25 protein-coding genes are annotated in these 25542 nt (G+C 37.0%); 18 read left to right on the top strand and 7 right to left on the bottom strand.

Features of this window, described 5'->3' with window-relative positions:
• Positions 1-103 precede the first annotated feature (103 nt).
• The gene (locus ACQWU4_RS01075) at positions 104-1558 is read left to right on the top strand and encodes an LptF/LptG family permease (protein ID WP_429933918.1); all 1455 of its coding nucleotides are present in this window, start codon (positions 104-106) and stop codon (positions 1556-1558) included.
• Between the two features lie 150 nt (positions 1559-1708).
• Entirely contained in the window at positions 1709-2500 is a 792-nt protein-coding gene (locus ACQWU4_RS01070) for a hypothetical protein (RefSeq protein WP_429933917.1), read from the top strand.
• 128 nt (positions 2501-2628) lie between these two features.
• Here the strand turns inward: ACQWU4_RS01070 and frr are convergent, their stop codons facing one another.
• Entirely contained in the window at positions 2629-3183 is a 555-nt protein-coding gene (gene frr, locus ACQWU4_RS01065; RefSeq protein WP_429933916.1) for a ribosome recycling factor, read from the bottom strand.
• A 169-nt stretch (positions 3184-3352) separates the two neighbouring features.
• Positions 3353-4060, bottom strand: coding sequence for a UMP kinase (gene pyrH / locus ACQWU4_RS01060; protein ID WP_040999212.1), 708 nt, complete (start codon positions 4058-4060; stop codon positions 3353-3355).
• 166 nt (positions 4061-4226) lie between these two features.
• Between pyrH and porQ the strand changes: the two genes are divergently transcribed.
• The 5 genes from porQ to ACQWU4_RS01035 all read left to right on the top strand — a co-directional run bounded on the left by porQ (position 4227) and on the right by ACQWU4_RS01035 (position 7316).
• A complete protein-coding gene (gene porQ / locus ACQWU4_RS01055) occupies positions 4227-5219 on the top strand; it encodes a type IX secretion system protein PorQ (protein WP_429933915.1) in 993 nt (330 codons plus the stop codon).
• An 81-nt stretch (positions 5220-5300) separates the two neighbouring features.
• Entirely contained in the window at positions 5301-5975 is a 675-nt protein-coding gene (gene cmk / locus ACQWU4_RS01050) for a (d)CMP kinase (protein WP_429933914.1), read from the top strand.
• Between the two features lie 95 nt (positions 5976-6070).
• Entirely contained in the window at positions 6071-6418 is a 348-nt protein-coding gene (locus ACQWU4_RS01045) for a YtxH domain-containing protein (RefSeq protein WP_429933913.1), read from the top strand.
• Positions 6419-6500: 82 nt separating this feature from the next.
• Positions 6501-6815 carry a phage holin family protein gene (locus tag ACQWU4_RS01040; RefSeq protein ID WP_048504003.1) on the top strand — a complete coding sequence of 105 codons (315 nt, stop codon included), beginning with the start codon at positions 6501-6503 and terminating at the stop codon, positions 6813-6815.
• A gap of 3 nt (positions 6816-6818) precedes the next feature.
• Positions 6819-7316: a phosphoribosyl-ATP pyrophosphatase gene (locus ACQWU4_RS01035; RefSeq protein WP_429933912.1), complete on the top strand. Its 498-nt coding sequence runs from the start codon at positions 6819-6821 to the stop codon at positions 7314-7316.
• Positions 7317-7461: 145 nt separating this feature from the next.
• Here the strand turns inward: ACQWU4_RS01035 and ACQWU4_RS01030 are convergent, their stop codons facing one another.
• The gene (locus ACQWU4_RS01030) at positions 7462-8187 is read right to left on the bottom strand and encodes a TrmH family RNA methyltransferase (protein WP_429933911.1); all 726 of its coding nucleotides are present in this window, start codon (positions 8185-8187) and stop codon (positions 7462-7464) included.
• On the opposite strand from ACQWU4_RS01030, the gene ACQWU4_RS01025 reads away from it, so the two are divergent.
• Positions 8173-10776: a BamA/TamA family outer membrane protein gene (locus ACQWU4_RS01025; protein ID WP_429933910.1), complete on the top strand. Its 2604-nt coding sequence runs from the start codon at positions 8173-8175 to the stop codon at positions 10774-10776. The two genes, ACQWU4_RS01030 and ACQWU4_RS01025, sit on opposite strands and share 15 nt — an antisense overlap.
• Here the strand turns inward: ACQWU4_RS01025 and ACQWU4_RS01020 are convergent.
• Together ACQWU4_RS01020 and ACQWU4_RS01015 are read right to left on the bottom strand one after the other, a co-directional pair.
• Positions 10773-11381: a SanA/YdcF family protein gene (locus tag ACQWU4_RS01020; RefSeq protein WP_429935065.1), complete on the bottom strand. Its 609-nt coding sequence runs from the start codon at positions 11379-11381 to the stop codon at positions 10773-10775. The two genes, ACQWU4_RS01025 and ACQWU4_RS01020, sit on opposite strands and share 4 nt — an antisense overlap.
• 5 nt (positions 11382-11386) lie before the next feature.
• Positions 11387-12511 carry a ferredoxin--NADP reductase gene (locus tag ACQWU4_RS01015; protein ID WP_429933909.1) on the bottom strand — a complete coding sequence of 375 codons (1125 nt, stop codon included), beginning with the start codon at positions 12509-12511 and terminating at the stop codon, positions 11387-11389.
• Positions 12512-12543: 32 nt separating this feature from the next.
• Here ACQWU4_RS01015 and ACQWU4_RS01010 point away from each other — a divergent pair, with 32 nt between their 5' ends.
• From ACQWU4_RS01010 to ACQWU4_RS00965, 10 genes are all read left to right on the top strand, one after another.
• On the top strand, positions 12544-13107 hold the full coding sequence (locus ACQWU4_RS01010; protein ID WP_429933908.1) for a TlpA family protein disulfide reductase: 564 nt from the start codon (positions 12544-12546) through the stop codon (positions 13105-13107).
• A 23-nt stretch (positions 13108-13130) separates the two neighbouring features.
• On the top strand, positions 13131-14102 hold the full coding sequence (locus tag ACQWU4_RS01005) for an iron chelate uptake ABC transporter family permease subunit (RefSeq protein WP_429933907.1): 972 nt from the start codon (positions 13131-13133) through the stop codon (positions 14100-14102).
• A 161-nt stretch (positions 14103-14263) separates the two neighbouring features.
• Entirely contained in the window at positions 14264-15187 is a 924-nt protein-coding gene (locus ACQWU4_RS01000) for an ABC transporter ATP-binding protein (RefSeq protein WP_429933906.1), read from the top strand.
• Between the two features lie 165 nt (positions 15188-15352).
• Positions 15353-15805 carry a MarR family winged helix-turn-helix transcriptional regulator gene (locus ACQWU4_RS00995; RefSeq protein ID WP_429935064.1) on the top strand — a complete coding sequence of 151 codons (453 nt, stop codon included), beginning with the start codon at positions 15353-15355 and terminating at the stop codon, positions 15803-15805.
• A 55-nt stretch (positions 15806-15860) separates the two neighbouring features.
• Positions 15861-18254, top strand: a complete 2394-nt coding sequence (locus tag ACQWU4_RS00990) for a 3-hydroxyacyl-CoA dehydrogenase/enoyl-CoA hydratase family protein (protein ID WP_429933905.1) — start codon at positions 15861-15863, stop codon at positions 18252-18254.
• Positions 18255-18279: 25 nt separating this feature from the next.
• A complete protein-coding gene (locus ACQWU4_RS00985) occupies positions 18280-19461 on the top strand; it encodes an acetyl-CoA C-acyltransferase (RefSeq protein ID WP_429933904.1) in 1182 nt (393 codons plus the stop codon).
• A gap of 118 nt (positions 19462-19579) precedes the next feature.
• Positions 19580-21355 carry an acyl-CoA dehydrogenase family protein gene (locus tag ACQWU4_RS00980; protein WP_429933903.1) on the top strand — a complete coding sequence of 592 codons (1776 nt, stop codon included), beginning with the start codon at positions 19580-19582 and terminating at the stop codon, positions 21353-21355.
• Positions 21356-21534: 179 nt separating this feature from the next.
• Entirely contained in the window at positions 21535-21849 is a 315-nt protein-coding gene (locus ACQWU4_RS00975) for a hypothetical protein (protein WP_429933902.1), read from the top strand.
• Positions 21850-21870: 21 nt separating this feature from the next.
• Complete coding sequence (locus ACQWU4_RS00970) at positions 21871-22206, top strand: YegP family protein (protein ID WP_429933901.1); 336 nt, start codon at positions 21871-21873, stop codon at positions 22204-22206.
• Positions 22207-22285: 79 nt separating this feature from the next.
• On the top strand, positions 22286-22732 hold the full coding sequence (locus ACQWU4_RS00965) for a phosphohydrolase (RefSeq protein ID WP_184160021.1): 447 nt from the start codon (positions 22286-22288) through the stop codon (positions 22730-22732).
• Here ACQWU4_RS00965 and ACQWU4_RS00960 read toward each other — a convergent pair.
• On the bottom strand, positions 22729-23445 hold the full coding sequence (locus ACQWU4_RS00960) for a DUF2490 domain-containing protein (protein ID WP_429933900.1): 717 nt from the start codon (positions 23443-23445) through the stop codon (positions 22729-22731). The genes ACQWU4_RS00965 and ACQWU4_RS00960 overlap by 4 nt on opposite strands.
• A 71-nt stretch (positions 23446-23516) precedes the next feature.
• Complete coding sequence (locus tag ACQWU4_RS00955) at positions 23517-25328, bottom strand: TonB-dependent receptor plug domain-containing protein (protein WP_429933899.1); 1812 nt, start codon at positions 25326-25328, stop codon at positions 23517-23519.
• Positions 25329-25542 lie beyond the last annotated feature (214 nt).

The raw sequence follows: 25542 nt of genomic DNA, 5'->3' as shown, positions 1-25542 counted from the left end.
AAGTGCAAAGGGATTAACTGGCCTTTTCACTTATTAAATAAAAAGTAATAAAAATTATAAGAGCCACAAGTAAACTTTGTGGCTTTTTGATTAATTTTGACGCATGCTAAAAATACTAGACCGATATATCATAAAAACCTTCTTTGGACCGTTTTTCTTTATATTCAGCGTTTTGTTTTTCATTTTTATTGTAAACATTATCTGGGTTCAGCTGGGGCAGTTCATGGGAAAAGGATTAAGCTACTGGCAGATCCTTAAACTTCTTTTTTATCTTGGGGTAAGTGTTGTCAGCTTAGTACTCCCGCTTACCATTCTTTTGGCGAGCATCATGTCTTTCGGTGAATTTGGGGAACGGTATGAGCTTGCCGCAATGAAAGCAGCCGGAATTTCCCTGACAAGAGTCATGGCACCTCTGATGGGAGTAGCCACAGTACTGGCAGTCATGCTTTTCTTTTTCTCCAACAATATCATTCCGGATTTTCAGAAGAAGGCAAAGAATATGCTTTTCAATATTGCACAGACCAAGCCTGCTCTGAACTTTACACCGGGGCAGTTCATTGATCAGCTTCCCGGATATGTGGTAAAATTTGACAAGATCTATGGTGAGAACGGAGAAAATATTGAAGGGGTTTTTGTACACAGGAAAGCCAGCACTTACGAAAATCAGCAGTCTATTGTGGCAGAAAAGGGAAAATTCGTTCCTGCAGCCAATAAGAACTTTCTGAAGTTGGAGCTTTATAACGGCTATATATTTGAAGACAATTTTGCAGGAAAAGGTGAAAATATAAGATTGAAACAGCCGGATCAGGCCATCAAGTTTGATACTTTAGTTTCCCATTTTGATATCAGTGAAGTCATTAATAAGGCCATTGAAAAGGAACAGATCACGGATGATTACCGTTTTCAAACCTACGGACAGCTTAATGAAACCGTTGCCAAAAACAAAAAAGAAAATGCAGCTTTCTTTTCAAATATCAGCTCTGATGTTTTAAGCCAGACCAATTCGGTAATCAATTATATGGATAAAACGAAATCCAAAGCTGTCGCCAAGCAGCAGATCAAACTGGATACCGTAAAAGGAGAAAAAAAGATGGAGATACTCTTTAATGCTTATAACAGACTGGATAATCTTAAATCTACAGCTTCCGGGAAAAAGAACGAATTCAGCTCAAATGTAAAATACTTCAGCAAAGTTGTTATTTATCAGCAGAGAATTATTTCCTATTCCGTAACCTGTATTATCTTTTTCCTGATCGGAGCAAGTTTGGGATCAATCATCAGAAAAGGGGGAATGGGACTTCCGGTAATTATTGCTATCATTATTTTCATTGTTTTTTATGTGATGAATCTTGGTATCGAAAACGTTGCCTGGGGAGGAGGAATGAGCCCTTATCTGGCAGCATGGCTTCCTAACCTTATCCTTCTTCCTTTCGGAGTATGGATGACGTATAAAGCGCTTACCGACTCACAGCTGTTTGATGCTGAAAAGTATAAAGTACTGGTTAAGCCAATTACGAAGAGATTCTCTAAGAATAAAGAACATCAGAGATATCAGTAATTATTATTTAAACTTTGAAGGATTTAATAATTTAAAGATACAGACCCGGAAATTCCGGGTCTTTTTATTTGAAGCTATGGCATTTTATTTCATTTTGTGATAAGGTATAAAAAGCTATATTTACAAAAATTTATTAAAAACTATAATTATATGAAGAAAGTATTACTATTTGGCCTGTTTACATTGGCATCTTTCAACGCTTATGCACAGGAAGACAATACAGATTATGAATTGAGAGCCGATGAAAAATATGGTTACATTATTGATAAAGGCGGAAAAAAAATTGAAGGAATTGTAAGGTTGAACGGAGATGCCATGAATCCTTGGAGTAACCAGAAAAAAGTAAAATTCGTGGCCGTATCTGATATTGACAAGTCTAAAAAGAAACAGAAGTTCAAGACCCTTGATACGGATGACATTAAGGAATATGTGGCTTTTGATGAAAATAATGAAGAAAGACATTTTGAAACCATCAAATATACCAACACTAAAGAAGGTTTCAATACGGCAACCGGAGGTTTAAGCGGCAATATCAAAGCTTTTAATAACCTTACAAAAAGTTATCAGTTTGCAGAAGTGGTAAAAGACGGTAAGATCAAAGTATACAAATTATACGGCTACCCTACTACATTTTCTGCAGGAGGCCAGATTGCAGAGGCAGAAAAAGAAACTGAGAGAATGAGAAACTCACCTTCCTATATCTACTCTAAAAAAGGGGGTAAAATAGAAGAACTTACTTTAGCTAAAGCCAAGATCATTATTGCAGACTGCAGCTACGCAAAGGGTAAATTGACAAGCGGTTCTTATGCTTCTCTTAAAAACGACGAAAAGAAAAGATCCGGATTGGGAAGACTGATCAAAAGCCAGATTGATGACGTGATGTCAAACGTTCCGGAAATTGTAGAAGAAGTAATTACCGATTACAACGAAAACTGTAAATAATAGCAAAAATAAACAAAGGCTCTCCAACAGGGAGCTTTTTTGTGATTAAAAAGACAAAATAAAATATCCGTCAAAACAAAAAGAGGCTTCACAAGAAACCTCTTTTTTATATTTTTAAAATCTGAAAATTATACTTTCATGATTTCAGCTTCTTTTGTCTTAAGATGCTCGTCACAAGTTTTTACATACTTATCAGTATAAGCCTGGATTTCTTCTTCCACACCCTTTACAACGTCTTCAGAAACTCCGTCTAGTTTTTTAAGTTCTTTCAGCCCGTCCTGTCTGGCATTTCTTATCGTTACTTTTGTTCCTTCAGCCTCTACTTTAGCCTGTTTTGCCAGCTCTCTTCTTCTTTCCTCTGTTAAAGGCGGAACATTAAGAATAATATTTTCCCCGTTATTAGAAGGTGCAAAGCCTAAATTTGAATTGATAATAGCTTTTTCAATAGCACCAATAGCCGTTCTGTCCCAAGGTTGAATAGAAATGGTCATGGCATCCGGTACAGAAACATTGGCAACCTGGTTAATAGGAGTTGGTGCTCCGTAATATTCCACCATTACATCCTGAACCATTGACGTAGAAGCACGTCCTGCTCTAATTCTTTGAAACGCATGATCCAAGTGCTTTACAGCTGCATCCATGTCCTGCTTTACAGATTCTAATATAAGATCTAATTCTTCCATTATATAGTTAAAATTTGATAAGTTACACATTTTTATAAATGATGATTGATAAGTGATAAATGATCAGTAATGATTAACAGGCAATCCGTAATTTATAAGGTTCTGAATTTTTAAATGATTAAATATTTAAATCTTTCAATTACCTGCAACCACTATCTACTGCCGCTACCTACAAATCAACTAAAGTACCTACATTTTCCCCATCCACAATCTTCTCTAAATTCCCATCCTTATTCATATCAAATACAATAATAGGCAATTTATTTTCGTGGCTTAAAGTGAAGGCAGTCATATCCATTACTTTAAGGTTTTTAGCATACACCTCGTCGAATGATAGTGAGTTGTATTTTACAGCATCTGCATTCTTTTCAGGATCACTGTCATAGATTCCGTCTACTCTGGTTCCTTTTAAGATCACATCTGCCCCAATTTCGATAGCTCTTAAAGTCGCAGCTGTATCTGTTGTAAAATAAGGGTTTCCTGTTCCGGCTCCGAAGATCACTACTCTGCCTTTTTCAAGGTGTCTTACTGCTCTTCTTTTGATGAAAGGTTCAGCTACTTTATCCATTTCGATGGCAGACTGAAGTCTTGTTTTGATTCCCGCATCTTCCAATGCTCCCTGAAGAGCCATTCCGTTAATCACTGTTGCCAGCATTCCCATATAATCTCCCTGCACTCTGTCCATTCCTTTAGCAGCTCCTGCTACTCCACGGAAAATGTTTCCTCCTCCGATAACGATCGCCACTTCGCAGCCTTTTTCCACTACTTTTTTGATCTCTGCCGCATATTCCTGCAGCCTTTCATTGTCAATACCATATTGTCTGTTCCCCATTAAGGCCTCACCACTCAGTTTCAGAAGGATTCTTTTATATTTCATCTTTAATTTTTAATAAACTTTACCGGAGCTGTTTTCTCCGAAATTTGATTTTGCAAATATAATCATTAAAAATATTGAATAAAGAAAAATATTTACGCAGAAATAATGTCAGAAATATTTTGATAAGTACGAAAAAGAATTATTTTTGCATTAATTATAAATTGAATTGAAGAAAATTGTCATTTTTTCATTATTTCTGTCAGGAATTGTTTCTTATGCGCAAACAGGAACAAATGTTTATCCTTTCTTAAACATCCCTGTATCTGCCAGACAGGCTGCTTTAGGCGGCGATGCAATTTCCATCAGAGACTATGATGTTTCCTTTGCTATTGCAAACCCGGCCCTTTTGAATAGAGATTCTGACAAACAGCTTTCAGTGAATGCGGCAGCTTACCTTGCTGACTCAAAATATGGAACTGTAGCCTATGCCAGAGATTTTGATAACGGACATATGGCAACCATCAATGCCAGATATATGAGCTACGGAAGCATTCCCAGAACCGATGAAAGCGGTGAAGAGAATGGTGAATTCAAAGCTTCAGATGTGGCCATCGGTGCAGGATATGCTTACCAGTTTGAAGAAGACTGGACCATTGGAGGGGGAATCAATTTCATTACTTCAAAAATTGACAATTATACTTCTTCTGCTATTTCAGGGACAGCAGGTGTTACCTACCATAATAAAAAGAACAAAGAAGTTCTTTCCCTTGTCATGAGAAATTTCGGTTTTCAGCTGAAATCATTCAACGGAACCAGGGAAAATCTTCCGTTCAGGGTAGATCTCGGATATACCAGAATCCTCAAAGTCATTCCGCTTGCCGTTACCATTACTGCCCACGATCTTCAACAATTTGATATTTCTTCGGAATATAATGTAAACGGGCAGGAAGTAGGTTTCGGAAGAAAACTCGCAGACCATTTTTCCATTGGGGCAGAACTTTTCCCGGAAAAGAGCTTCAATATAAGACTTGGCTATAATGCGAAAAGAGGAAATGAGCTTGCCGTGGCAGATCAGAGAAACTTTTCAGGACTTTCAGGAGGATTTGGAATTAAGCTGAGAAGATTCCGTATAGACTATGCCCATATACGTTATCACAATTCTTCCAATGTGAACCAGATAGGTGTTTCCATGGACCTTAGCAGCCACGCAGGAGAATAATTCCGGAACAAAATCTGTAAACAATATAGATTTTTTTCTGTGCAACCTTGATTTTTTAAAAAAATTCTTGAAATTTGCGGTATGAAAAAACCTGTAATAGCTATCGATGGGTACTCGTCTACCGGAAAAAGTTCAATCTCTAAAGTCATTGCCGATAAACTGGATATCATACATCTGGATACCGGTGCACTTTACAGAGGGATTACATGGTTTGCCATTCAGAACTGTATGAAAGAGGATGGTTCTATCGACCTTCAGAAATTATTCTCTTCTTTAGATCAGATCGAACTTGAATTCAGAAATGATAATAACGAGCTTATTCTTTATCTTAACCATATTGATATTTCCAAGCAGATCCGCACCACTGAAGTTTCAGACAATGTAAGTATTGTGGCAAAACAGAAGGAAGTAAGAGATTTTCTTCTTCAGTCTCAGCGTTCGCTGGCAGAAAAAGGCGGCATTATTATGGACGGACGTGACATAGGGACAGTAGTTCTGCCAAATGCGGACTATAAATTCTTTCTTACTGCCAGTATTGACGAAAGGACTAACAGACGGTATTTTGAACTGGCAGGTATGGGAATCCATGCAGACAGGGAACAGGTAAAGCAAAACCTTATAGACCGCGACAAGATCGACAGTGAGAGGGAAATAGCTCCTTTGAAGCAGGCTGAAGATGCCATAATTATTGACAATACAGAGCTTACAAAAGAAGAAACCATTGATCTCATTCTATCTCACATCCAAAAGATTTAACAATTTTTAATAGGCACAGTGCCTCCTTTGGTATACAAATTGTAGATTTTAACACAGTAAAAACTAATATTTATTAACTATTAAAAAAGCTTAAAATGTCGAAAAACGGAAAAAATACAGCAGGTATATTGGCAGGACTTCTTGCAGGTGCTGCAGCAGGTGTAATCTTAGGAATGCTTTATGCGCCGGAAGAAGGTAAAGAAACGAGAAAAAAAATCAAAGATAAAGCAGGTGACCTAAAAGACCAGGCTAAAAACAAGTATGGTGAGGTTTCTGAAAGAGTAAAAGATCAGTACAGCAATATCTCTTCTACTTTCAAAGAAACGGCCAACAGTGTAGCTCATACGGTAAAAGACGGATATGATAAATACAAAGATCAGATTGTTTCCAAAACTGCAGACGTAGTAAAGGATGTAGAAACCGAACTGAATGATCTTAAATAATAAATAGTTTATTTTTTGAGTAAATTATGGGAAGGAACTTTTTGCGCGAAAGTTCCTTTTTTTGTAACTTTAAAAAAAAACAATGATAGAGACTATTAAAGAATATGCATCGAAGAGAATAGATTTACTGAAGATTGAAGCTACCGAAAAATCCTCTCTTTCTGCAGGGCTCATCACCTACTTTGTAGTGCTGCTTGTTGCTTTTGCTTTTTTTATTATCCTTTTCAATTTTGGAATCGCTTTCCTTATTGGAAAAGCACTGGATAATTACTCGTACGGATTCCTGATCGTTGCAGGTTTTTATGTTGTGGTAATGGCATTTATCATTTCTTTTAAAAATAAGATTGTGAACGGAGTGGCAGATCAGGTTATTAAATTTTTAAATCATAATCATTAAGCTATGGGCAGAAATTACGAAAGCATCGAAGAATTAAGAAGAAAGAAAAAATTGCTTAAAAGCGAGATCAATGATCTGGAAAACCTTCTTACCTTTAAAAATACAAAAGAAAGCCTCAGTGCATTTACAAATGGCCTTACGGATCAGTATCTGCAGGAAAAAGTAAATGATGACGGTAATGAAAAAGTAGTTCTCCGAAAAGATGTTATTGCAAGACATCTCACTTCTGAAGTAAAGGATATGTTCATCAATAAACAAACTGCTGTGGGAATTGCAAGTACTGCATTAGGCGGTAATGTAACAGACAGCCTGGTGAAACTTGGTATTACAGCCTTAGTTGGCAATTATGCCAAAAAGAATATGAAAAGCTCCAACTGGAAGAAAAAACTTGTGGGTGCAGCTATGATCTACCTCGCTCCCATTGCTCTGAAATATGTAAGAAAGAAAATGGAAGTCTACCAGAAAAATAAAAGTGTTTCCAGCTTGGAACAATTAATATAGAGGTTAGAGGTTAGAAATTAGATGTTAGATTCCGGAAATTGAAATATCGTTACCAGATATAATCTTTTTTAATATTGCTTAAAATAATTATTATAAGAAAATTTCCCTACTCTTACTTTATTACCTAATTTCTAACCTCTAGCTTCTATTTCGAGAACAGCTGTCCCAATATAATTCCCGCTGCCATAGAAACATTGAGGCTTTCTGTAGACTGGGATTTTCCAAATCTTGGAATAGTGATGCATTTTTGAAGAAGTTTTTCCGTTTCCGGTCTCATTCCGTTTCCTTCATTGCCTAAAATCAGGTTGAGTTTTCCGGGTTTCTCAAAAGTATAAATATTTTCCCCTTCCATATCCGTTCCAATATTGATATTCTCTGTTTTTGAGAGATATTCTGCAAGATTGGTATAAATAATATTTACCCGGGTAAAAGACCCCATAGTGGCCTGAATTACCTTAGGATTGTAAACATCTGCAGTATCCTCGCTACAAATGATCTGCTCTATTCCAAACCAGTCTGCTAAACGGATAATGGTTCCGAGATTGCCCGGATCCTGAATTCCGTCAAGAACCAGCTGAACATCTCTATCTTCCAATTTTTGCTCTTCTGGCAGATAGCAGACTGCTACAGAATCTTTAGGCGTTTTAAGGAAACTGATTTTTTTCAGCTCATTTTCAGTGATCTGGATCACAGGTGAATCTGTACGGTCCAATTTTTGCGGATCGGTAGAAAATATTTCTTTAACTTTAAAATTAGATTCAGAAAGTTCACAAATGATTTTATTACCTTCAACCAAAAACAAATTGTATTTTTGTCTGAACTTCTTTTTATCTAAAGACTGTAAAACTTTTATTGTATGAGCTGTAAGCATTATAAGAATTCTCCTCAAAAATATTATAAAATTATCTCATTTGCAACATTTGTTGGTCTCCTTTACGCATGCAGTACAACCAAAAAGGTTCCGGAGGGCGAATATCTGCTTAATAAGAACAATTTTAAGTTTGAAGATAAGAAAGAGTCTTTTGATGAAGAACTGAAAGATTATGTTCAGCAGAAGCCTAATAAAAAACAGCTTCTTTTCATGCCGCTGGGTTTGGGATTCTATAATATGGCCAATCCTAAATATGATACCTTACTTAACGAATACATGACCTATCCGAGTGAAATGAGAAATCAGAAGTTAAGAGATTCTCTTTTCATTAAATATGACATGAAGAGCAGTGTAGGAAAAACACTTTTTATGGACCGTCTGCTTCACAGCTGGGGAACACCACCTGTAATTCTTGACCAGACGAGAAGTGAAAAAAGTGCTGAGTCCATTGAAAAAAGACTTATTTACAGAGGTTTTTGGAATGCAGATGTCAGCTTCAAACATGCTCTTGATTCTGCATCCAGAAAGGCTGCCGTTAATTATTTTATCAGACATAATGATCCTACCTATATTAAAGATTATTATTACAATATTACAGACCCTACTGTCAAAGGTCTTTACTGGCAGAAACTTGACAAGAGTCTTATAAGATCAGGACAGAGACTTGACCAGACCGTTCTTGAAAAAGAAGTAACGAGAATTACTGAACTGATGCGGGAAAACGGATATTATAGATTTAACAGTTCCAATGAAGAAATCTATTTTGTAGCAGATTCCCTGAAAAGCAAAAAACAGGTTCCTCTTACCCTGGAAATCCATAAAGATTCTGCTGACCATCCTTATAAAGTAGCAACTATAGGGAATATCGATGTAGCAATTGTTGATGAAGCGGGTGATTTTCCTAAAAATACAGTTAAGGACAGCTTAAGAAGAATCAGATTCCATAAAATGGATGAAAGCTACAAAACATCTTCTTTGTGGAGAGCTGTGATTGTAGACAGTAAGAAAGTTTATGACCAGAAAGCCCTGGATCTTACAAAAAGAAACTTCCTTGCAATGAATAATTTCAGTATTCTGAAGGCAAGAGATTCTTTAAGAAGAGGTGGCGGTACTTCTCCTAATGACAGTATCGTTGATGTTCTTTATGTATTGAAGCCACTCCCGAAATATGAACTTAAACTGGGAACGGATATCAACTACTCCCAGATTCTTAATCTCGGGATATCCCCTTCTGTAGACCTTACCACAAGGAATGTGTTTCGGGGGGCAGAAAACCTTTCTACCAGCATTTCAGGAACATTCGGATCTATCAGAAGTACAAAAGATATTGATAAAAGAGAACTTGCCTATGAAATTTCAGCACAGGCTTCCCTTAACTTCCCGAGGCTTCTGCTTCCGTTCAATTATTATAAACTTCTTCCCAAAAGATATACCCCTACTTCTTCCATCCTTTTGGGAGCTTCTATACAGAACAATATTGGTTTAGGAAGAGTAAACTTTAATACAGGGCTGAATTATCAGGCAAATGTAAATGATCAGGTATCTCACAGGCTTACCCTTTTCAATACACAGGTCAGTCTTACAAAAAACAAAGATGCTTATTATGATTATTTCGCGAATGATGAGATTATAAGGAGAGATGTATTTTCAAGTTATTTTGCCACTAAACCGCCGGAACTTCAGCAGCAGTTTGACTCCGGACAGCTTAGCATAGATGATGTCTCTGAGTTGATTCTGGGGGACACAACTTACCTTCAGGGTCTGGATAAGAAAGGCCAGGATCTTATTTTAGCATTTATGGGATCTCTGGTTAATAAAGACAGACAAACTCAAGATGTCCTTGTCTCTTCTATGATTTATAATTTTGTTTATAGCGAAATCGGTAAAAAAGATTATCCCAATGCATTCTATTTTAATGGAAAAGTAGAGCTTGCAGGTAATATTTTAAGCATATTTAACCAAAAAAGAGATGCCGGAGGTGTTGTAACGAGTCCGCAGAGAACCATTTTCGGAATTCCTTATGCCCAGTTTGTGAAATTTGATATTGATACCCGGAAATATTTTAAATTTAATGGTAACCAGACCTTGGTTTTACGTCAGTTCATAGGACTTGGAATTCCATACGGAAACTCTACCAATATGCCTGTAATTAAGTCGTACTTCAATGGTGGATCCAACGACATCAGAGCTTGGGTTGCATTTGGAGGACTCGGTCCGGCAGATTCCCAGGTGGATGAAAGAGTCCGTACCTATATGACGAGCAACGTAAAACTTACTACGAATATAGAATACAGGGTCCCGTTTAATGACATGTATGAAGGGGCCATATTTACCGATATCGGAAATACCTGGAGCCTTAAAAACTACAATGACGGATATGGAGATGAATTCAAATTCAATAAATTCTTAGGACAGATGGGGATCGGAAGCGGAATTGGATTAAGGGTAAATGTAGCTTACATCACTTTCAGGCTTGATCTTGCGTATAAAATTTATGATCCGAATAAACCTGACGGAGACCGGTGGAGATTTAAGAATTTCCAGCCTTTCAAACCAACATTGAATATTGCATTCGGATATCCTTTCTAATCCGGAGAAATTCCCAATATGAAATATACTACAGCAATCACTCTGGCGAGTATTTCCCGGACCTGATTCCTGTAGTAGCTTTCAGGCTTTGTAACGTCCTGCGCATCGAATCCCAGGGCATTCATATTATTATTTCTTGCAAAAAACAAGGCCCGGAGATTATGAAATCCCTGTGATACGATAATCACATCTTTCTTTTTGTAGACATCTTTACAGCGCAGAATGCTTTTATAAGTATTAAATCCCTTCGGATCTTCAATGATAATATCTTCCGGAACACCTTCCTGATTCACCAGATAATTCTTCATGGCACCAGGTTCGTTATAGCCTTTACTTTTTTCTCCGCTTACAATAATCTTTTTGATTTTTCCGTGATGATAAAGAAGTGCAGCTGCATCCATTCTTTTCGTAAAATAGGGATTGGAAAGTCCCGATCTCATCTTTGGCGAAGTTCCCAACACAAGAGCGATTTCCCGCGGCGGAATTTTAGAGATCTTGGTATAGGTACGCCCGTTGGTAAGTCCGAAAACCCAGGCATTGCAGAGACATATCAGCAGAATTCCTATTTCTGCCAATACAAAACCTAAATTGAATATGTTTCTGATAACTCTCAACTAAGATCAAAGTTAAGCTTTATTTTCTTACTTTTTACAATGGACATGCATGCCAATATTTTACCTTGTGCCTCTTCTTTTTCAGTCAGGTATTCATTTTCAAGCAGTTCCACTTCCCCTTCCTCAAGATAGCATTCACAACTTCCACAGATTCCGGATTTACACGAATATGGCACCGGAAATTTCTGAATCAGAAGCTGTTGCAGGATCTTTTCTTTATTGTCAGGAAGATGGGTTTCATATTCTTTTCCGAATATTTTAAATTGTACTTCCACATCTTCAATCAGTGGAAATTCCTTTTCTACAGGATAAATATCGTCATTGTATTCTTCAAAAAGTTCAAAATGAATGTTCTTTTTCGGAATTCCATGATGGTAGCATGCATTAGCCAGTGATTTGATCATCTCTCCTTTTCCGCATATCAGTACTTCATCCACCGCATCCCAAATTGTAGACTCTTCATCAGTATCATCCAGATGCAGAATTTGGTTAATAATCAGGGCAAGTTTTTTTTCATCCAGCCTTCCATAGAAAAACTGGTCGGCCGTTTTCTCCCGTGAAAAGAAATAGAAAATCTGAAGCCTGTCGCCACTGGTTCTGGCAAGATTATCTAGCTGTTCTCTGTAAATAAGTTCCTCCGAATTTTTATTTCCAAAAAATAAAAAAAGCCTGGTACGTGGTTCTGTATGAAGTATATTTTTAAAATGGCTCAGAATCGGGGTAATTCCTATCCCTGCAGCAAATCCGACAATGGTTCTGAATTCGCTCGGCTTGGAAACCAGGGTAAATCTTCCGGAAGGTTCCCCTACCATCAGACTATCTCCAACATTATAATTTCTGAACAGTTCCGAAGTAGCACCTTCAGAAGAATTCACCTTTATTCCAAGGCTGATTTTTTTCTCATAAGGCGCCGATGTCATTGAATAATCATTAATAACTTCTTCACCATGAGCAGTAAATTTTATGCTTACAAATTGTCCTGCTTCAAACTTAAAATTCTCCTGCAAATTCCCGGGAATCTCGAATTCCAGAGAAAAAGTATTTTTGGCCAGTTGTTCCTTTTTCGCTATTTTTAACGGATGAAACTGTATCAGTTTCCCTTTATAGATTTGTTGTTCCATACTTCAATTCAAAAATAGTTAAAAAATAATTTATGAAGAAGATAATTTTATCCACGCTTATTCTCACTGCTCTTTACAGCTGTAAAAAGGAAGGCCAGAAAACAGAGGATACAACAACTGTGGCAGGTTCAGTTTCGGTAACGGAAAATACAGCTTCTGCAACAGGAGCCTACACATCAAAAGAACTTTCCCCTGAAGATCTTGGAAAATATTTAGCTCAAAAGAATGATACCCTATACGTTACCAATTTTTTTGCAACGTGGTGTGGACCATGCATGAGAGAAATCCCTCACTTTAAGAATAAAATGGAGGAATTAAAAGCCAAACCGGTAAAATTTACCTTTATCAATCTTGATGATAAATCTGAGTGGAACAGTGCAGTAAAAAAGTTTGCACAAGAGAACAATCTTGCCGATAATATTATTCTTCTGGACGGCCAGAAACTGGATGCCGGTTTTTTTACCAATAATTTCAAGCAATGGGACGGCGGTTCCATTCCTTTTACCTATTTAAGAAAAGGAGATAAAACTGACGAATATTTAGGAATGATGACTGAAGAGGTATTGAATTCCAAAATTGAAACTCTTTTAAAATAAAAACATCCAGATTTTTTCTGATCATGTCAAAAAAATTCAAAATCCTGTGTTTACTGCTGACAGCTGCTATTATCTTTACCGCAGTCATCAACCTGAACACAGGATTTTTAAATTTAAATCTACAGGATTTTTTTCAGGATTCCGCTCAAAGCCAGATAGCCGAGATCCGTATTAACCGGGTTTTAGTGATGCTTTTAGCAGGGATTTCAATTCCAACATCCGGCTTTCTGATGCAGGAATATTTTCAAAATCCTTTGGCTGGTCCTGATATTTTGGGAATTACCTCTGTAGCCAGTTTATCTGTAGCATTTTACATTTTCTTTTCCCATGATTTCCTGATTCCGGAATTTCTGCAGAACAGCTTCCTCAGTCTTTCAGCCATTGCAGGAAGTCTTTTGCTGATGCTGGTTCTTCTTTCCATGTCAAATAAATTTCAGGATAAATCCTATCTTATTATATTCGGATTTCTTGTTTCTGCATTTGCCGGTGCTATAGTTTCACTGTTACAGTTTTATGCAGAAAATCAGAGCCTTAAAAATTATATTTTATGGTCTTTCGGGGCTAATAATATGGTAACGAGAAACCAGATTTATGTACTATCCGTTTTGGTTTTCATAGGGCTGTTTTTTTGCTTCAAAACTATAAAACCTCTGATTGGTAATTCATTGGGGACCTCCTATGCGCAAAGTTTAGGAGTCAATCTTAATCAGTTGAAAATCCTGGTTATTGCTGCATCCTCTCTTCTTTCTGCTTCTGTTACAGCTTTTCTGGGACCTATTTTATTTATCGGAATTATTGTTCCGCATTTCTGCAGACTAATCTATAATCCTTCAAGATTATGGCAGCAGTGGATACTGAATATGTTTCTAGGGATGCTGGTGATGATGCTTTTCTCAATAGTGGCAGAAAAAACACAAATCCCTCTGAATGTGATAAGCTCTGTATTTGGAATACCTGTAATTTTATTAATGCTTTTGAAGCAAAACAAAGTGTAAAGATGAATAACTTAATAGTCAATTATGAATTTTTATCTGACAAAAAGATCTGCTCGATTTGCGAGCATATATTATTTTTTTTAGTCTCTCGCAGATTTAGCAAATCGAGCAGATAAAAACAGTATTTTTATAAAGTTACGTCTTTGCATTAACAACAGAATATGCACTTAGAAATCAGACAAGCCAATATAGGCTACGACAAAACTTTAATTTCAAATGCCAGCGCAGATTTGAAGCTAGGTGATGTATGTCTTCTGATAGGAAACAATGGTGTAGGGAAAACAACTCTTATCAAATCTGTTTTACATCAGGTTTCTCTTTTAAGCGGAGAAATTTCAATTGGTCAGAAAAATATAAAAAAACTTTCCGTTAAAGAAATTGCAGAAAATATAGCTGTTGTTTTTTCAAAGTCAAATGTTCCGCAGCATTATACTGTGGAAGATCTTATTTCATTGGGAAAATACATCTACTACCCTTTTTATTTTGAGCTTAAAAAAGAGGACAGGGATGAAGTGGCACATATTATTGATGAACTGGATCTCAGCCAGTATAAATATACTCTTCTTAAAAACCTTTCAGACGGAAATTTACAGAAAGCCTTTATCGGGAGGGCTATTGCCCAGAACTCTCCGGTGATTATTCTGGATGAACCAACAACCCATCTGGATGAAAAAAATAAGCTTATCATCTTAAAAACTCTTCGCAGGCTGGCTAAGGAACAGCATAAAATAATTCTATTCTCTTCCCACGACTGGAGACTGGCCAAAGAATTTGCGGACAAAATCTGGTATGTAAAAGATAACCAGCTTTTTTCCGGAATTGTGGAAGATGTATTACTTCAACATGATGAGCTTACCAATGTTTCATTATTTCAGGTGAATGAAAATTTTGTTCCTCCCTCTATTGAGGCTCCGCAGGTACATAAGGAAATGCTCTATTCTTTGCTGCAGAAAAACTTCGAAAAAGACCTTTCTTCACTACATTTTGAATATAATAACGGTTTTTGGGAAATTCTCACTGACAATTCAAAACAACAATACGAATCCTTTGAAGAAATAGTCGATTTCATCAGAAACATTCATTAATACTGCGTTTACATTAAATATTTCACATACTATGCATGCATAGTATTATGCTAATCATATAATTTAATTCACTTATTATCAGCTTATTAACAAAAATTAACGTTAATAAATACTATGCATGCATAATATTTACTAAATTTGGGTAACACCATTAGTGGATAAATGATGGATAATAATAAAGAAAAAATAGAAAACGTAGATTTAGTTTTGAAGCAGACCTGGCTGGCTGTTTCTAAAATGTACACAGAACTTGCTCAGGAGCATGATTCTACGGCTGTACAAGCCCTCACTCTCCTTAAAATTGATCCCAAAGAAGGAACCCGAAGCACCAATTTAGGTCCTAAGATGGCGATTGAACCCACCTCTCTGACCAGAATCATCAAGCTTCTGGAAGACAACGGATATATCTATAAGGAAAAAACCACTGCCGATAAAAGGGAAGTGATCATTAAACTTACGGATAAAGGTCTGAGCTCAAGGAATATGTCAAAAGAAGTGGTCGTTAATTTTAACAAGAAAGTGATGGAAAAGATTGCTCCGGAGAAAATTGAAACGTTCAAGGAAGTGATGTCTGAAATCATGAAAATTGCCAACGAACTATTAAACAACAGAAAATAAATCAAATGAAACCATTTGGTTGCATATGACCTTATTAAATAATAAAAATTTACATATGAAAAGAAGAATCAAACATGTAACGGTTCTTGGTTCAGGAATTATGGGTAGCGGTATTGCAGCACATTTCGCCAATATTGGTGTGGAAGTGTCTCTTTTGGATATCGTACCTTTTGAACTGACAGAAGCTGAACAGAAAAAAGGTTTGACCAAAGATGACAAAGTGGTAAGAAACAGAATTGCTTCTGAAAACTTTGAAAAACTGAAAAAAGCAAGTCCTGCCCTTCTTTATTCTCCAAAATTTGCGGATAGAATTACAGTAGGAAACTTTGATGATGATCTTCAGAAGATCAAAAATACAGACTGGATCATTGAAGTAGTAGTTGAGAAACTTGACATCAAGAAATCTGTTTATGAAAAAATTGAACAGTTCAGAAAACCGGGAACATTAATTTCTTCTAATACATCAGGGATTCCTATTCATTTTCTAATTGAAGGAAGAAGTGATGATTTCAAAAAATATTTTGCAGGAACACATTTCTTCAACCCGGTAAGATACCTTCCTCTTTTAGAGATTATTCCTACAGCAGATACCCTTCCGGAGGTTGTAGATTTCTATATGAGCTTTGGAGCTAAATTCTTAGGAAAAACTACCGTTTTAGCTAAGGATACTCCTGCTTTCATCGCAAACAGAATTGGGGTGTTCTCTATGATGGACCTTCTTCACAACGTACAGAAATTAGGATTAACCGTTTCTGAGGTTGATAAATTAACAGGCCCTGTCATCGGACGTCCAAAATCTGCAACATTCAGAACCGCAGATGTCGTAGGTCTTGATACCTTGGTAATGGTAGCAAACGGTGTACGCCAGAGCGGTGCAGAAGCTAATAATTTCAATGATGTTTTTGCTCTTCCGGGTTATATCCAGAAAATGATGGATAATAAATGGCTGGGTTCAAAAACTGAACAGGGATTCTATAAAAAGGTAAAAAATGCAGAAGGAAAATCTGAAATCCATGGATTAAACCTTGATACATTAGAATATGAACTTCAGGGAAAATCTTCATTCCCGACTTTAGAATTAACTAAAAATATTGATAAGCCAATTGACAGATTTAAAGTTTTAATCGGCGGAAAAGATAAAGCCGGAGAACTATACAGAAAATCTTTAGGGGCATTATTCGCTTATGTTTCTCATAAAGTTCCGGAGATCTCTGACGAAGTTTACAAAATAGATGATGCCATGAGAGCCGGTTTCGGATGGGAAAACGGTCCGTTTGAGATTTGGGATGCAGTTGGCGTTCAAAAAGGTATTGAACTGGCAAAAGATGCGGGTTATGAAGTATCAGACTGGGTTAAAAATGTAGAAAGCTTCTATAAAGTAAATGATGAGGGGCAAAGTATTTTCGTTGATAAAAATTCAGGACAATACAATACAATTCCGGGTCAGGATGCTTTCATTATTTTAGATAATATCAGAAAGAACAAAACACTTTGGAGCAATTCAGGGGCAGCTATCGAAGATCTTGGTGACGGTATCATCAACTTTGAAATCCGCTCAAAAATGAACTCCCTTGGAGGCGAAGTTCTTGACGGGCTGAACAGAGCCATCGACTTGGCAGAAAAAGAATACGACGGATTGGTGGTTGGAAATCAGGGAACCAATTTCTCTGTAGGAGCAAACCTTGCCATGATCCTTATGATGGCTATCGAACAGGACTGGGATGATCTGAATATGGCAATCGCTTACTTCCAGAAATCAATGATGAGAGTACGCTACTCCTCTATCCCTATAGTTGTTGCTCCTCACGGAATGACGCTTGGCGGTGGTTGTGAAATGACCATGCATGCAGACCGCGTAGTTGCAGCAGCAGAAACTTATATCGGATTGGTAGAAACCGGAGTTGGTGTAATTCCTGGCGGTGGTGGTACCAAAGAACTTACCTTAAGAACTTCAAGAGAATTCCATGCAGACGATGTGAAAAACAACAGACTTCGTGAAGCATTCATGAATATTGCAATGGGTAAAGTAGCTACTTCCGCTTATGAAGCTTACGATATGGGAATCCTTGAAAAAGGAAAAGATATTGTTTCCGTAAGTAAGAACAGACAGATTGCGGAAGCTAAAAAAGTTGCAAAATTATTAGCAGAACAAGGCTACACGCAACCAATCGAGCAAAAAGTAAAAGTTCTAGGAAAAGATGCTTTGGGAATGTTCTATGTAGGAACTGACCAGATGCTTACCGGAAACTTCATTTCTGAGCACGACAAGAAAATTGCAGACAAATTGGCCAATGTGATGGTAGGAGGAAATCTTTCTGAACCGACCGTAGTTACCGAACAATACCTATTGAACCTTGAAAGAGAAACATTCCTTCAGCTTTGTGGTGAAAGAAAGACTCTGGAAAGAATTCAGTATATGTTACAAAATGGAAAACCGTTGAGAAACTAATCATTAACGAATTAAGAATTAAAAAATGTCAAAGACAGCATATATAGTAAAGGGTTTCAGAACTGCCGTTGGAAAAGCTCCAAAAGGAAGTTTAAGATTTACCAGACCCGATGTAATGGCAGCTACAGTTATTGAAAAATTAATGGCTGAACTTCCACAATTAGACAAAAACAGAATTGATGACCTTATCGTAGGAAATGCAATGCCGGAAGCTGAACAGGGCTTGAACGTTGCCCGTCTGATCTCTCTGATGGGATTGAATACAGACAAAGTTCCGGGCGTTACTGTAAACAGATACTGTGCATCAGGAAGTGAGGCAATTGCTATTGCTTCTGCAAAAATTCAGGCAGGAATGGCAGACTGTATCATCGCAGGAGGTACGGAATCCATGTCGTATATCCCAATGGGTGGTTACAAGCCGGTTCCGGAAACAGATATTGCCAAAACAAACCCTGATTACTATTGGGGGATGGGTTACACTGCGGAAGAAGTAGCAAAACAATACAACATTACAAGAGAAGAACAGGATCAGTTTGCTTTTGAGTCCCATATGAAGGCCTTAAAAGCTAATCAGGAAGGCAAGTTTGCCAACCAGATTGTTTCTATTCCTGTAGAATATAATTTTCTGGATGAAAACCAGAAAATGCAGTCTAAAAAGTTTGACTTTTCTGTAGATGAAGGTCCGAGAGCAGATACTTCTCTTGCAGGTTTAGCTAAACTAAGACCCGTATTTGCCAACGGAGGAAGCGTAACTGCCGGAAATTCATCCCAAATGAGTGACGGAGCTGCTTTCGTAATGGTTATGAGCGAAGAAATGGTAAAAGAACTAGGCCTTGAGCCGGAAGCTAGATTAGTTGCTTATGCAGCTGCAGGCTTAGAGCCAAGAATTATGGGGATGGGACCAATCTACGCTATTCCAAAAGCTTTGAAACAAGCAGGTCTTGAATTAAAAGACATTGATCTGATTGAATTAAACGAAGCATTCGCATCACAATCCGTTGCAATCAAAAAAGAATTGGGCTTAAACCCAGATATTTTAAATGTAAACGGAGGTGCAATTGCTCTTGGTCACCCGCTTGGATGTACAGGCACAAAACTAACCGTACAGCTTCTTGACGAAATGAGAAGACGTGGAAACAAATATGGAATGGTTTCTATGTGTGTGGGAACAGGACAGGGAGCTGCATCAATATTTGAGCTTCTATAAAAATGTACTGGCGTATTTACGTACAATGTATTCATGAACTTCAAACTAAAATCATAAATACATTGTACATGAATACGTTAATACAAAATTACTAATCGTTATAAAAACAAAATAATATATGGCTACATTAAAAGGAGGAGAATTCCTTATAAAAGAAATCCTTGCTAACGAAATTTTCTCTTTAGAAGAACTGAGTGAAGAACAAAAAATGCTTCGTGATTCTGCTAAAGAATTTATTGACAGAGAAGTTATTCCGCAACATGATCGTTTTGAGAAAAAAGATTACGCATTAACTGAAGAAGTAATGCGCAAATTAGGAGAAATGGGATTGTTAGGAATTACCGTTCCTGAAGAATATGGTGGTCTTGGAATGGGATTCGTAAGTACAATGCTGGCTTGCGATTATGTTTCAGGAGGAAACGGATCATTAGCAACAGCTTATGGAGCACATACCGGAATCGGAACACTTCCAACTCTTCTTTACGGAAGCGAAGAATTGAAAAAGAAATACCTACCGGATCTGGCTACCGGAACAAAGTTCGGAGCATACTGTTTGACTGAGCCGGATGCAGGTTCTGATGCGAACTCCGGAAAAACAAGAGCTAAATTATCTGAAGACGGAAAACATTATATCATCAACGGACAAAAAATGTGGATTTCCAATGCAGGTTTTGCAGATACTTTCACTTTGTTTGCAAAAATTGATGATGATAAAAACATTACAGGCTTTGTGATCAACCGTTCAGAATTAGAAAACCCAAACAGTTTAACATTTGGTGAAGAAGAACATAAATTAGGTATTCGTTCCTCTTCTACTCGTCAGGTTTTCTTCAATGATATGAAAGTTCCTGTTGAAAATATGTTAGGCGAAAGAAATAACGGTTTCAAAATCGCTTTGAATGCATTAAATGTTGGTAGAATTAAATTAGCTGCAGCAAACCTTGACGGACAAAGAAGAATTTTAAACCATTCTATTCAATATTCAAATGAAAGAAAGCAGTTTGGTGTTTCTATTTCTACTTTTGGAGCAATCAGAAAGAAAATTGCAGAAATGTCAACCGGAGTTTTTGTAAGTGAAGCCGGTTCTTACCGTTTAGCAAAAAATGTTGAAGATAAAATTGCAGAATTAGTTGCCGGCGGAATGGATCATCAGCAAGCTGAATTAAAAGGTGTTGAAGAATTTGCAGTAGAAGCTTCTATCCTTAAAGTTTTCGTTTCTGACCTTACTCAAAATACAGCTGATGAAGGAATCCAAATCTATGGCGGAATGGGATTCTCAGAAGATACTCCAATGGAATCTGCATGGAGAGATGCAAGAATCGGAAGGATTTATGAAGGAACCAATGAAATCAACAGGTTATTGGCAGTAGGTATGCTTATCAAAAGAGCGATGAAAGGGGAACTTGACTTATTGTCTCCTGCAATGGCGATCAGCAAAGAATTAATGGGTATTCCTTCATTTGATGTTCCTGATTATTCAGCATTCATGAGTGAAGAGAAAGCTATTATTGCTAATCTTAAAAAAGTATTCCTGATGGTTTCCGGAGCAGCTCTTCAGAAATTTATGATGGATATTGAAAAACAGCAGCACCTATTATTGAATGCTTCTGAAATTCTTAACCAGATCTATATGGCGGAATCTGCAATATTAAGAGCTGAGAAACACTTCTCTCCTGATTCTGTAGAAGCGGCAATGGCACAGCTTAATCTTTACAAAGCTGTTGAAAAAATCATCGTAGCAGCTAAAGAAGGAATTATTTCTTTTGCTGAAGGTGATGAACAGAGAATGATGCTTTCCGGATTAAGAAGGTTTACGAAGTATACCAACCACCCGAATGTAGTGGCTTTAACTGAGAAGGTTGCAGCTCACTATATCGCTAAAGGAGCTTATTAGTCTTTTATAACATAAATTTTGATTTTAAAGCGTCTCATTTTTGAGACGCTTTTCTTTTCATTTAAACACTCTGAAAAGCATAACAGACAGAATTGCAAACTGATATATTAAAATCTGTCAGGTAAAGAATTTTAAATTCCAATATTTTTTTATATTTTTATTAAAATTTAAAAAACCTAATGAAAATCTTATTATTTCCCTTACTTCTGATTTCTGTTGCCTTATCTGCTCAGGAAAAAGACAAAAAGCAATCTCTACCGAAGATGGATACCACGAAAATCCTTAATTTCAAAAATATTCAGGAAATACAGACAAAGAACGAGACAGAAAAAAAAGAGCTTTATAAAATACTTACTGTAAAACCTAAAGATACAGCAGCATATATAGCTTTAAAGCAATCTGAAAAAAAGGATTATTCAAAATACAGGATATTAAATCCCGACATTCCTGAAAAAATAACAACAGACACAAAAAAGGCCCAGCCTTCCAAATAATTAAAAATAAAATTTATTACTATGGGAAAATTTGTTATCTCGAAAAGGACAGACAATGACTTCAAATTCAATCTGAAAGCCGGAAACGGACAAGTCATCTTAACGAGCCAGGGATATGGCTCAAAATCTTCATGTGAAAACGGAATAGAATCTGTACGCACCAATTCACAGGATGATTCAAAATTTGAAAGAAATACAGCCAAAGACGATCGATGCTATTTCAATTTAAAAGCCGGAAACGGGCAGATCATAGGAACCAGCCAGATGTACGAATCCGAAAACGGAATGGAAAATGGTATAGAATCCGTAAAAAGCAATGCGCCAGGAGCTTCCGTGGAGGATGAAACTCTGGATTAATATTACATAAAATAATCTTGATAAAAATGTCTTATTTTTTAAGGCATTTTTTATTTTTGTATTCTATTTTCTATTAGAAATGACAAAAGAAGAAATGCTCAACAGAGCCATAAAAATAGCTGATAAAGCACATAAAGGACAAACAGACAAATACCACGCTCCTTACATTGCCCATGTAATGCGTGTCATGGAATATGGTAAAACTATAGATGAAAAAATTGTAGGTATACTTCATGATGTGGTAGAAGATCATCCTGAAGAATTCAGTCTGGATTATTTAAGAACCGAAGGTTTTCCTGAATACATTATTTTTGCGATAAGCTGCCTGACCAAACTGGATCCGGAAGAAGATTATGATGAATTCATCAAAAGAACGGAAAGATCTCCTCTCGCTGTTGCTGTAAAGCTTAATGATCTTCGGGATAATATGGACCTGAGAAGAGTAAACAGAGAGCTTACACCTAAAGACATCAAAAGATTCAACAAATACCTGAAAGCTTACCGTTATCTGATAGAGAAGTATTAATCCGCTCCCGGGAAATCATACGTTTTTGTCGGATGATTTGTACCGTCGATATTGATGTTTAAAGCAAGATAGATAAAGTGAAGGTTTCTGTTTCCTTTGGCTTCAAATTCACGTTGCCATAGATAGCCCGTCAGGATTCCGAAATAATCATCAATCTGATACCCGAAACCACCATATACCCTGTTTCTTGCAAATGTAGGCTTCATCGGACTTACAAGAAAGATTTCGTCATAGGCATTTGCGAAAACAGTACCTTTCTTGACGGTTTTTGCATTCAGGGGAACACTTACATTCAGACGGTATCTGTAACGCATTCTTTGGGAAGCTTTATCCGTTGCAGGCTCATAAAACCAACTCTTCTCCGCACGGAAACGGTTTTCGAACTTAACGATCCCTTTTTTGAGATCAATTACGTCCTGTAACCATACTCTGAATTCCTCTTTGCTCAGGCTGTGGTCTTTGTAATTCACATATCTTCCCAAACCGATGAACGGTTTATGATTTTTGGTAAGGTTGTATCCTACTCCCCCTTTGATCTCGTAATAATCCGGATAGGTATAATCTTCGTTTCCTCTAAGCTGACCTTCTGCATAGAGGAAGAATTTAGGATGAAACTTATAGGTTAGAGTCACTGCATTGAAGCTGGAAACGTGATCCTGTGCTTTTAAAAAGGTCATACTCAAAAGTAAACTCAGACTTAAAAAAAGTTTCATAAAAAATTTTTGCAAAAATATATTATTTAACAATTTGTTAATATTAACTTTCATTCATTTCAACTTAACATTTACTTAATATTGATCGTATATGAGAAGCCTAAATGAAACCATCTTCGGGGCATTTCAACTCCAAAAGCTTCCGTATATTTTGTATTCGTCACATTATTAACAAGCACATATACAGAAAGATCCTTTCCGGTAAAACTCAGTTTTTCATCAAGGAGATTATAAGTTCCCAGATTTAATCTTTCATTGTATCGGTAAACCAGTTCATTCGTAAAGTATTTCAGGAAACGGGTTTCAAGTTTTGCAACGACCTGATGTTTTAAATTATCGAGGATATATCTTGAAACAAATTCATTGGATTCACTTATTTTACTGTCCAGATATGTATATCCTGCTGTATATTTCAGCCAGTCAAAAACCCTGTGGCTCAGTTCTACTTCAACTCCTTTTGTGTCAATTTTTCCTACATTCTGGGCGTACCATACCGGAGCATTAATATCTTTCTTCGTCCAGTCGATAGAATTTTCAGAATTTCTCATAAAACCGCTCACTTTTGCCAGAATTCTGCTGTTCTGGTACTGATATCCTATTTCAGATGAGATGGCATTTTCCGGAAGCAGGTCAGGATTTCCCTGTTCCGTTTTACTTACATAATAAAGATCAGTAAAGGTCGGAACTCTGTGAACTCTCGCAACATTTCCATAAATTTTATTATTCTGATTGAAATTATAGCCCACATCTAAGCCGGGATAAAAGAAATTCCCTTCTTTGGAATAATTGGCCCAGGAAATCCCCGGACTGATGTTCAGTTTTTTGTCCAGTAATGAGAAATGATGTTCAAAGAAAACCTGTGAAACGAAACGGTTTCTTTCCCCTAAATTGTTACTCGCCAGAAACTCCTTTCTCAGCTCAACACCTATACCTGTCGTTCCCAATCCCCACTGATAGCTGGAATTCACTTCTCCACCTACATTATTCCCGATATGCATATTTCTGTAACCGTTTGGTTTATTCCTGTCGTACAGATACATGTCCTGACCTCTTCTCCAGTACACATTTGAACTTAGTTTCAAATTACCAAATTTCTGCTGATGCGCAAGGCTCACAATAGAAGCCTGTGTTTCCTCATACTGTTCGGTAGCACTTTTAGAAGCATAAAAGCCATTAGCTCCGAATTTCTTCTCTGAAAAGCCGGCCTGTAGTTTAAGGTCTCCGTTTTTAATATTCAGTTTGCTTTGGTAGAAAACATTCCGGATCTCATAATCCGTATTATACATATATCCCTGAGATGAGGCAGAATTAGCCTGAAGCGAATTGGAGAACTTTTCATTTCCCAGCTGTGCATTGAAACCGAACCCATATGTTTCATAATCTCCGCCTTCAGCACTTATTTTAACCCGTTTTCCCGGATTTGTTTTTGTAATAATATTGATAACCCCGGCGTAAGCATTCTGTCCGAATCTTCTGGCTGCCGGTCCTTTAATAATCTCAATTCTTTCCACATCATCCATATCTACAGGCACATTCATGGAATTGTGGCCAGTCTGGGAGTCATTCATCCTGATCCCGTTCAGCAGCAGCAGGACCTGTTCAAAAGAACTGCCTCTGAAACCTATATCACTCTGTACCCCATTGGCTCCTCTCCTTCTGATATCCATTCCCGGAACCTGCTGAAGAACTTCATCAATACTCTTTGCAGGAGAATTGGCAATATCTTCTCTGGTAATAACCGTTATATTCTGATTGGCACTTTTATAAGGTGTTGAGATAAATTTTCCCTGAAATTCAATGTTTTCAATATCTGTAGTCTTTTTCTGTGCGTGAGCACAGAGCACTGATCCCAATAAAAATATACTTCCAATCTTCTTGATCATAATAGTTCCCGTTTTGTTCTTAATCCGTTTCTTTAATAATGGCCTCAAAAGTAAGGGAGTTCCTGAAGACAGGCAAATGATAGTTATCATAAAAAAAGATGCAGTAATGGATATACTGCATCTTTTGAGGGAAGTAATTTTATCTTTTTCTCATTAAATGTATAACAAGATCTCTGAATAACTTTCTCATTTCTATATTACATATTTATGAATA

It is taken from the genome of Chryseobacterium sp. MIQD13, from assembly GCF_050496705.1.
Classification (GTDB): domain Bacteria; phylum Bacteroidota; class Bacteroidia; order Flavobacteriales; family Weeksellaceae; genus Chryseobacterium.
The sequence above is the reverse complement of the archived record's forward strand: the minus strand, read 5'-3'. Positions and strand labels throughout refer to the sequence as shown.